General features: G+C 60.1%; 6 protein-coding genes. 1 reads left to right on the plus strand and 5 read right to left on the minus strand.

Annotation, left to right across the window (positions count from 1 at the left end; translation table 11 throughout):
- Positions 1-8: 8 nt before the first annotated feature.
- Positions 9-3,080, minus strand: coding sequence for a formate dehydrogenase-N subunit alpha (gene fdnG / locus SJI03_RS28265; protein ID WP_322429386.1), 3,072 nt, complete (start codon positions 3,078-3,080; stop codon positions 9-11).
- Between the two features lie 278 nt (positions 3,081-3,358).
- A complete protein-coding gene (locus SJI03_RS28270; RefSeq protein WP_322429387.1) occupies positions 3,359-5,518 on the minus strand; it encodes a TonB-dependent siderophore receptor in 2,160 nt (719 codons plus the stop codon).
- 382 nt (positions 5,519-5,900) lie between these two features.
- Between SJI03_RS28270 and SJI03_RS28275 the strand changes: the two genes are divergently transcribed.
- On the plus strand, positions 5,901-7,613 hold the full coding sequence (locus tag SJI03_RS28275; RefSeq protein ID WP_099380698.1) for a methyl-accepting chemotaxis protein: 1,713 nt from the start codon (positions 5,901-5,903) through the stop codon (positions 7,611-7,613).
- 54 nt (positions 7,614-7,667) lie between these two features.
- On the opposite strand, the gene SJI03_RS28280 is transcribed toward SJI03_RS28275, so the two are convergent.
- From SJI03_RS28280 to SJI03_RS28290, 3 genes are all read right to left on the minus strand, one after another.
- Positions 7,668-8,120: a hypothetical protein gene (locus SJI03_RS28280; RefSeq protein ID WP_322429388.1), complete on the minus strand. Its 453-nt coding sequence runs from the start codon at positions 8,118-8,120 to the stop codon at positions 7,668-7,670.
- Between the two features lie 181 nt (positions 8,121-8,301).
- Positions 8,302-9,060 carry a thioesterase II family protein gene (locus SJI03_RS28285; RefSeq protein WP_099380917.1) on the minus strand — a complete coding sequence of 253 codons (759 nt, stop codon included), beginning with the start codon at positions 9,058-9,060 and terminating at the stop codon, positions 8,302-8,304.
- A gap of 347 nt (positions 9,061-9,407) precedes the next feature.
- The coding region (locus SJI03_RS28290) for a phosphopantetheine-binding protein (RefSeq protein ID WP_322429389.1) at positions 9,408-9,697 on the minus strand (290 nt) is incomplete at its 5' end.

The raw sequence follows: 9,697 nt of genomic DNA on the forward strand, positions 1-9,697 counted from the left end.
AGCTCCCATCATGCTTTTTCCACCTTCACGAGGAAGGACTTGAATTCCGGCGTTTGCGAATTCGCATCCCCCACGCCCGGCGTCAAGGTATTGATCAGATACCCCGGCTTGGCCACGCCCGTAAAGCCCCAGTGCAGCGGCAGGCCCACGGTATGCACCTGCTTGCCCTCGATCGTCAACGCCTTGATGCGCTTGGTGACGACGGCCTTGGCGATGATGTGGCCCCGCTTGGAACTGACGCGCACTTCACCGCCGGCAACGACACCGATGCTCTTGGCCAGCTCTTCGCCGATTTCAACGAATTGCTGCGGCTGGATGATGGCATTCAGGCGCGCATGCTTGGTCCAGTAATGGAAATGCTCGGTCAGGCGGTAGCTGGTGGCCACATGCGGATATTCCTCGTGCGTGCCGAACATTTTCCGGTCATCTGCGAACACGCGCGCGGCCGGATTGCTGGTCGCCTGCGGGTTTTTCGGATGCATGGGGTTGTAGCCCAGCGGATTTTCGAACGGCTCGTAATGCTCGGGGAACGGTCCTTCGGCCATGGCGCCGCGCGCAAAGAAGCGCGCCACGCCCTCGCCCAGCATGATGAACGGACCCATGCCGTTTTCCGGCGGTTCGTCGACCTTGAAGTCGGGAATATCAGCCCCGCTCCAGTTCGTCCCATTCCACTCGATCAGCTTGCGGGTCGGGTCGAAAGGCTTGCCCTTCAAGTCGCACGAAGCGCGGTTGTACAGCACGCGGCGGTTGGCCGGCCACGCCCACGCCCAGCCCAGGGTCTGGCCGATGCCCGTCGGGTCGCTATTGTCGCGCCGTCCCATCTGGTTGCCCGCCTGCGTCCAGCTGCCGGCGAAGATCCAGCAACCGCTGGTGGTTGTGCCGTCGTCGCGCAATTGCGCAAACGAGGCCAGCTGCTCGCCCTTCTTCACCAGCAGCTTGGTCGCATCCTTCGGATCGTACAAGTCGGCCAGCGCCTTGCCGTTGAATTCGCGGGCGATTTCTTCCGGCTGCGGGTTATGCGGCTGCGCATAATTCCACGTCAGGTTGAGAATCGGATCGGGGAACTTGCCGCCCTCTTTCTTGTACATGCTGCGCATGCGCAAGAACAGGCCCGACATGATCTCCAGGTCGCTGCGCGCCTGGCCCGGCGGTTCGGCCGCCTGCCAGTGCCATTGCAGCACGCGTGAAGAGCTCACCAGCGAACCGCGTTCTTCGGCGAAGCAGCTGGTCGGCAAGCGGAACACTTCCGTCATGATCTTGGTGGGATCGACTTCGTGGTACTGCCCGTGCGCCTTCCAGAATTCGCCCGTTTCCACGGCCAGCGGATCCATGATGACGAGGAACTTCAGCTTCGACAGCGCTTCCGTGACCTTCTGCTTGTTCGGCGCGGACGCCAGCACATTGAAGCCCTGGCAGATATAACCCGTCATCTTGCCTTGGTGCATGTTCTCGATGGCTTGCATCAAGTCATACGGCTTGTCGAGTTTCGGCAGGTAGTCGAAGGCGTAGTTGTTCTCCGCCGTGGCGAAATCACCCCACCACGTCTTCATGAAGCTGACGTGGAATTTGCGGTAATTGCTCCAGTAGCTGAGCTGGTTCGGACGCAGCGGCTTGGTGGCACGCGCGGCGATATAGGCGTCGAAATCCTGCTCGCCCTCGTTCGGCAAGGTCATGTAACCTGGCAACAGGTTCGACATCAGGCCCAGATCGGTCAAGCCCTGGATGTTCGAGTGGCCGCGCAAGGCGTTCATGCCGCCGCCCGCGATGCCCATATTGCCCAGCAACAACTGCACCATGGCGCCCGTGCGGATGGTTTGCGCGCCCGTCGAATGGTGCGTCCAGCCCAGCGCGTACAGGATGGTACCGGCGCGTCCCGGCACGGCGGTCGAAGCCAGGGCTTCCGCCACCTTGTGGAACTTGTCGGCCGACACGCCGCACGTACGTTCGACCATTTCGGTCGTGTAGCGCGAGTAGTGCTTCTTCATCATCTGGTAGACGCAGCGCGGGTGTTCCAGGGTCGGGTCGACCTTGGCGTAGCCGTCTTCGCCGATCTCGTAATCCCAGGTGGCCTTGTCGGTGTACTTGCCTTTTTCCTTGTCGAAACCCGAGAACAGGCCGTCCTCGAACGCATAGTCTTCGCGCACGATGAAGGGCATGTCCGTGTAGTTGCGCACGTACTCATGCTGGATCTTGTCGTTCGTCAGCAGATAATTGATGATCGCGCCGAGGAAGACGATGTCCGTGCCGGTACGCGTGGCGCAGTAGTAATCTGCCACGGATGCGGTACGGGTAAAACGCGGATCGACAACGATCAGCTTGGCCTTGTTATGCGCCTTCGCTTCCGTTACCCATTTGAATCCGCAAGGATGTGCTTCTGCTGCATTGCCGCCCATGACCAGGATCACGTCGGCATTCTTGATATCGACCCAATGATTCGTCATCGCGCCACGGCCAAACGTCGGGGCAAGACCTGCCACCGTCGGTCCGTGTCATACACGCGCCTGATTATCAAAGGTCAGCATCCCCATGCTGCGCACTGTCTTGTGGGTCAGATACCCGACCTCGTTGCTGCCGGCGGACGCGGCAAGCATGCCGGTGGAGAGCCAGCGGTTGACGGTCTTGCCGTCGGCATTCTTTTCGATCAGGTTGGCATCGCGGTCATCCTTCATCAGGCGCGCGATCTTGTCGAGCGCCACATCCCAGGAGATCGGTTGCCATTCCGTGCCGCCCGGTGCGCGGTACTCGGGCACTTTCAGGCGGTTCGGGCTGTGGATGAAGTCGACCAGGCTGGCGCCTTTCGGACACAGGGTGCCGCGGTTCACCGGGTGATCGGCATCGCCTTCCACGTGGATGATGCTGGAGACGGCATTTTTCGCGCCGTCGCCCAGTCCATACAGCAGGACGCCACATCCTACCGAACAGTAGGGACAGGTATTGCGTGTCTCGGTGGTGCGAGACAGCTTGTATTGCCGCACTTCCGCCATCGCCTGGCCCGGTGCGAAACCGAGCAGGGCGAGGCTGGAACCAGCAATGGTCGCGCCAGTTACCCGGAGGAACTGGCGCCTGGACATCTGAACCATATTCAGGCCTCTATGATGTGAGTAAATAAAAGTCATACGGCGTCGTGGTCGTGTCATATCACTAAGATATAAGCACCATGCCTGTGCCGTATGACAGTATTTTACCCCTCAAACTCCGACAAGGCTTAGTCCGCCGGAAAAAATTCCACATAGTCAACATTATTTTATCGGTACCGAACAGTTCCTCTAAACAATGCCAGCCTGCCAACCCCGATCCCGCGCAGCGCCCGCCCATGAAAAAACCCGCTCGCGAGCGGGTTTTGAGGAAACGATAAAAATTACAGGCTGTAGCGCAAGGTCAGCGCCACATTGCGCGGCGCGCCCGGCAAGCTCAGGTTCGGGCTGGAACCGTGGCCCGACACGATGTAGCGCGTGTCGCCAATATTGTTGACGTTGAGCTGCACTTCATAGCGGCCCGTGCGGTACGCGGCCATGGCGTCGGCCGTCACGTAGCCTGGCAGCACGACGGTGTTGCCCGGATTGGCGAAGCGGCTGCCCACGGCATTCGCGCCGCCGCCCACGGTGAAGCCGTGGCCCAGGTCCTTGGTCAGCCACAGATTGGCCGTGTTGCGCGCCGTCAAAGTGGCGCGCTTGCCCTTGATGGCGACGGAACTGGCCGTCGTCGTGCCCGGCGCATTCACGCTGCGGTCGACGGCGATGGAATCGGTAATGGTGGCGTCCAGGTAAGCGTAGCCTGCCATCATTTTCCAGCCGTCATGCAAGTCCGCGTTGAAGGTCAGTTCCAGGCCGTCCGTGCGTTGCGTGCCGACGGGCACGATGCGGTTCGTGATCGGGTCGCTGGTCTTGATATTGTCGCGTTCCAGGCGGAACAGCGACACGGTGGCATTCGCGCGGCCGCCCCACAGGTCATACTTGGCGCCCACTTCCGTGTTGCGCGTGGTTTCCGGCGCCAGGTCGGCATTGTTGGCGGCCAGGGCGAAGTTCTCGCCGCTCGGCTGGAAGGAGCGGCTCCACGACGCGTAGTACGATTGCACGGCGCTCGGTTGCCAGACGAGGCCGGCGCGGGGGCTGTAGGCCGAATCCGTGCGCGACAAATCCGCCGTCGTCACGCCCAGCGCATTGGCCAGGCGCGACTGCTGCTTGTAGCGGTCGTAGCGCAAGCCGGCCAGCGCCTTCCACTCGTCGCTGAAGCTGATGGCGTCCTGCACATAGGCGGCGGCCGTGTCGTAGGTACCGAAGGTATCACTGCGCGCGCCCAGCTTGCTGCGATCGACGACGGGCAGAACAGGATTGAAGATCGACACGGGCTTCGCAGGTGTCGTTACAGCGATGGCGGCCCAACTGTTGGCATCCTTGTTTTGCTTGCCGAATTCGGCGCCGTACAGCACTTCGTGGCGCAAGGTGCCCGTGACCAGCTTTTGTGTCAGTTCCGTCTGGTTGAACCAGCCGCTCTCGTCGCGGTTCAGCTTGGCGTGGCCCAGGCTCATCGTGCCCTTGACTTCGTTGACGTTGCCGGAAATATTCGTGTTGTTGCGGTCCAGGTGATAGTCGTAGTAGCGGAAGGCATTGCGCAGCGACAAGCTATCGCTGAACTTGTGCGTCAGGGTGGCGGCCGTGGAGACCACGCGCGACTGGCTGAAGTCCGCATCGCGTGCATTCGCGGCGCCATAATAGGTGCCCGCATCGACGGCGACGGGACGGCCGTGGTAGGACGGGATGCCGAAGTCCGTCAGGCGGCGGTCTTCTAGGTAGTCACCCTGCAGCAGCAGCTTGGTGGCGCCGGAGAGGCGGATGGCCACGGAAGGCGCCAGCGCCGTGCGGTTGATGAATTGCTGGTCGCGGTAGCTGTCTGACAACTCGCGCGCGCCCGTGAAACGCCAGTCCACCGTCTCTCCGACACGGCCCACGTCGACTTCGCCGCGACGCCCTTTCGTGTTCGTCAGGCTCAGGGCCACGTCCGTGATATCGATACCCGGTTTTTTGGTGATGCGGTTGACCAGGCCGCCCGAGGAACCGCGGCCGTACAGCACGGCGGCCGGTCCCTTGATCACTTCCAGGCGCTCCACGTTCGACAGGTCGCGGAAATACAGCGCGTCATCGCGGAAGCCGTCGACGAACTGGTCGCCGATGGCCGTGAAACCGCGGATGAATACCTGGTCGCGCTGGCCATCGCCCGTCGACAAGCCCACGCCAGGGATATTCTTCATGATGTCCTGGATCGACATGGCGTTCTGGTCGCGGATGACGGCGGCCGGCACCACATTGATCGTCTGCGGCACGTCGCGCAAGGCCATTTCCGTCTTGGTGCCGCTGGCGGAGGTGGCGGCGACATAGCCATCCTTGTCCTTCGAGGCCGTCACGGTGACGGCGGGCAAGCTTTCCTGTGCCCATGCCGCCAATGGCGTGGCGCCCAAGGTCAAGGCGCCCAGTACGGCGATGGTGATCGGTTTACATCCTGGCTTGCGCTGTTGCTGCATACAATTCCCTGGTCGATGTTTTAATACGAATGATTATCATTAGTATTTTATCAGCCAACGATGGGAAAAGTAAGGCGAAATGTAAGTGATAGTACTTATGGACTAGGTACTTGACGTAAAAACACAACAGGAAATCAATATCAAAAAACAATTAAAATTGCTTTGAAAAACTATTTCTCTGCGTCAATGCTATACTTGCGGCTTGCTAGGCAGCGGTCAGCCTGACCGATATGCCCCTTGCTTTACCTCCATCGCCACGCTCAGCGTGGCGCGCCGCACAGCCATCACGCGGCACCCGAAGACCCCGATCCCCTGCGCCTTGCGGCGCCTGTCCGCCCCTGCTGGCGGCGGCGATCATGACTATTAAACTGTTAGGAATTACATGAAAAACCTGAACATCGGCAGCCGCCTTGGCGTCGGCTTTGCTGTCGTATTGCTGTTGCTTGCCGCCTTGACCATCACCGCCCTCGTGCGCATGCAAACGGCCAGCGACCTGACTTACCGCCTCATCAATACCAGCATCAAGAACCAGCGCATGGTGGCCGAATGGTCGAAGATCATTGAACTCAACAGCGTGCGCGGCGTCGCCTCGTTTGAAATCACCGATCCTGTCGTGCGCGCCAAGATCGAGGAAGACTTGAAAGTCGATGCGGAGCGTTCCAGCAAGCTGCAGGACGACATCATCGCGTCCTTGCTCAACCCGGCCGTGATCGAGCAATTCAAGGTCGTGCGCAAGGTGCGCACCGACTACGTGACGACGCGCGCACGCGCCTTCAAGATGAAGGCCGACGGCGACGTGGCGGGCGCCAAGATCGTGTTCGACAAGGAAGTCGCGCCGATCACCGTAGCCTACCTGGCCGAAGTAAAACGCTTTGCCGGCATGCAGATCAAGGCGGCCGACGGCGTCGGCGCCAGCATCATCGAAGCCTACAGCGGCACCCGCATCTTCCTGATCACCATGGGCGTGCTGGCCGTGCTGATGGGCATCGGTTTCGCCTGGTGGATCACGCGTTCGATCACCGGCCCCATCCGCGCCGCCGTGAAAGTGGCGGAAACCGTGGCAGCGGGCGACCTGAGCAGCGTCATCACGGCGCAAGGCCGCGATGAAACGGGCCAGCTGATGCACGCCCTGAAAACCATGAACGACAGCCTCGTCGGCATCGTGGGCCAGGTACGCAGCGGCACCGACACCATCGCCACGGCCTCCGCGGAAATCGCCGCCGGCAACCAGGACCTGTCGTCGCGCACGGAACAGCAAGCCAGTTCACTGGAAGAAACGGCCTCGTCGATGGAAGAACTGACCTCGACCGTGAAACAGAATGCCGACAATGCGCGCCAGGCAAATAAACTGGCCGGCGACGCAGCCGGCATCGCCAGCCGCGGCGGCGCCGTGGTAGCCGAAGTGGTCGCCACCATGGGCGAGATCAATACTTCGTCGAAGAAAATCGTCGATATTATCTCTGTCATCGACGGCATCGCCTTCCAGACCAACATCCTGGCCCTGAACGCGGCCGTGGAAGCGGCACGCGCCGGTGAACAGGGCCGCGGCTTTGCCGTGGTCGCCACGGAAGTGCGCAACCTGGCACAGCGTTCGGCAGCGGCGGCGAAAGAGATCAAGGGTTTGATCGACGACTCCGTGCAAAAAGTCGACGTGGGCACGGACCTGGTCGACAAGGCCGGCAAGACGATGGAAGAAATCGTGCAAAGCATCGGCTTCGTGACCTCCATCATGAGCGAAATCAGCAACGCCAGCGAAGAGCAGAGCGCGGGCATCGAGCAAGTCAACCAGGCCATTTCCGAAATGGACCAGGTGACCCAGCAAAATGCAGCCCTGGTGGAAGAAGCCTCGGCGGCGGCCGAAGCGATGCAGGAACAGGCGAGCGAACTGGCGCAGGTGGTCAGCGTCTTCCGCCTCGATGCCAATGCGGCGGCCACCGACCGTTTCAGCGTGAAAACCGCCCAGCGCAGCGCGCCGGCAGCGACAGCCCCTGCCGCGCCAGCCCGCAAGGCCAACACCCCTGCCCTGCGCCTGCCCCCGACGCGCGCCAGCAGCAAGGCCACGGCGCCTGCCGAAGGCGAGTGGGAAGAGTTTTAAGGTGTGAAAATCAATGCGTGGCAGTGGCTGCCACGCATGCCAAACGGCCAGGCGTCAGCACAGCCTGGCTTGCGTAACTTCAATGAGTTTCGCCAGCTCGCGCGGCACCGCCTGGGCCAGGAAATCGAGCGCCAGCTGTTCCGGATCGATGGCCGCGTCGAGCGGCAAGCCATGTTCAAAGCCCCCCACCATGGTGCGGCAGAAATGCGGCGATTCCGCCCGCGTTTCCACATACCAGCAGCCCGCATGGCCTTGCACGAAGTATTCGCCGATAAAGTAGCCGAGCATGGTTTTTACCCACTGCCAGCTCTCGTCGCGGATGACGATGGTGCGCATGGCCGCGTCGATGTACGGCAGGTACTCGGCCGCGTTGGTCAGTACTTCGTGCGCGGGCTGGATGCCCAGGCGCTCGACAAAATTCACCAGCGAGGCGCCCAGCGCGTCATAGTAGGCGTCAAAAGCCGTTTGGCTTTGTTGCAGTAACTGCTCTTGTTGCATCAACTGCATTCCCACTCTCCCTCCAACAAATTCACTGGCCGACGCGCGCGCGGCCGACAGCCGCGAGCGCATCAGCGTCCTATATCGTGAGCCGATGAATGTCGACATTCGACATTTTTCGAACTTAGCCTCCAGCCCGTAAAGCGCCATGAGTGGCAAAGTTTACCAAAAAATAGGAGTGTTCCAAAATTTAGGGTAGATTCGGTGCCGCATGGAACGCCGATAGCGATTTATTGAGCGCGTCAAATACGTGCTTCTGGCTTTCTTCGATGAAGAAGTGGCCGCCCGGGATTTCGCACCAGCTTTGCTCTCCAGTGAATTCGTGCGACCACGCACTACGGTCCTGCCGTGTCATGGTCTCATCGTCCGATCCGGAAAGCATCACCAATTCGCCCGACAGCAAGGGGCCCGGAGCATACACATACGTTTCGCTCAGCGCAAAGTCGGCTCGCAACGGGGGCAGAAACAGATCGATCAATTCGGGTGTTTCAAAAAATTCATCTGGCGTATCGCCACTAATTCGCAGCTCCTCAATCAGCTCCGCATCGGACATGACATGCAAGCGCGCTTCCTCCAAGCGGGATGGCGCCTTCTTGGCCGATGCGAAGAAGATAGCCGGACTTTTCCCCATCCCCTGCAGCCGGCGGGCAAGCTCAAAACCGACAAGAGCGCCGTTGCTATGTCCAAAGATGCCAAACGGCCGGTCGAGCCAGGATTGCATTTCAGCACTCAACAACTCCACCAGGCGATCAACGCGATCAATAGGCGCCTCATCGAATCGAGTGCCGCGTCCTGGCGGCTCGACACACACCAGTTCCACATGCGCATCGAGATTTTTTTGCCAATTCAAGTAAGTGCTTGAACTGCCTCCCGCATAGGGTAGGCAGAATAAACGAAACGATGCCTTCGGGCGTGGGGACGGCGTAAAAATTCCATTTAGCATAGTCATATCATTTCCTTAAGTGCGACGCAAATCAGGTGGCCTGCGTCGGGTTGTTTGCAAAATTATTGTCGTGCGTCAGTCGGCATATTGACGGCATAGAGGTCGAGCTCGGAAAGTTCGATATGCGATAGCGCGGCGCGCACTGAAGCGACCACATCAGTGAAAATGGCGGACATCCAATACGCCACAATCCATCCCGGAAGCGAAGAATTGTCCTACCCTTCATCCGCCTCTTCAGGAAGTCCAGTAACAGCACGTAGACTGTTGCAGGACTAGCGCACAGCAAAGCGCACAAGAAAAGCCTCCGGCGACGGCCAAGCAATATTGATTTCAACATACAAAGATGGTCCTATTTATTCTTCCTGGATAACAGCAACACGGGAATTGATAACGCGAACGGCAAGCATTTGAATCGTTGGCGCCACAAAAATGTCACGCACCGCAATGGGCAAGCCGGCCTTACGGCATTGACTGGCAAATCGCATCGCCAACAGCGAATCTCCTCCCATGGAAAAGAAGTGGTCGTTGCGGCCCACGCGATCCACCTTCAGCAAGGCTACCCATACGTCCGAGAGAGCTTGTTCGACGTCGCCCTGCGGCGCCTCGTATGCACGCTCCTCGTCCCTCTCCAGTTGCGGCAGCA

Origin of the sequence: Janthinobacterium sp. GMG1 (assembly GCF_034427795.1) — a bacterium.
Taxonomy (GTDB): Bacteria; Pseudomonadota; Gammaproteobacteria; order Burkholderiales; family Burkholderiaceae_D; genus Janthinobacterium.

What these genes read in the sequence shown, in the direction of transcription:
- SJI03_RS28270 (WP_322429387.1), bottom strand. Translation starts at nt 5,518, where the DNA reads ATGCAGCAACAGCGCAAGCCAGGATGTAAACCGATCACCATCGCCGTA.
- SJI03_RS28275 (WP_099380698.1), top strand. Translation starts at nt 5,901, where the DNA reads ATGAAAAACCTGAACATCGGCAGCCGCCTTGGCGTCGGCTTTGCTGTC.
- SJI03_RS28280 (WP_322429388.1), bottom strand. Translation starts at nt 8,120, where the DNA reads ATGCAGTTGATGCAACAAGAGCAGTTACTGCAACAAAGCCAAACGGCT.
- SJI03_RS28285 (WP_099380917.1), bottom strand. Translation starts at nt 9,060, where the DNA reads ATGACTATGCTAAATGGAATTTTTACGCCGTCCCCACGCCCGAAGGCA.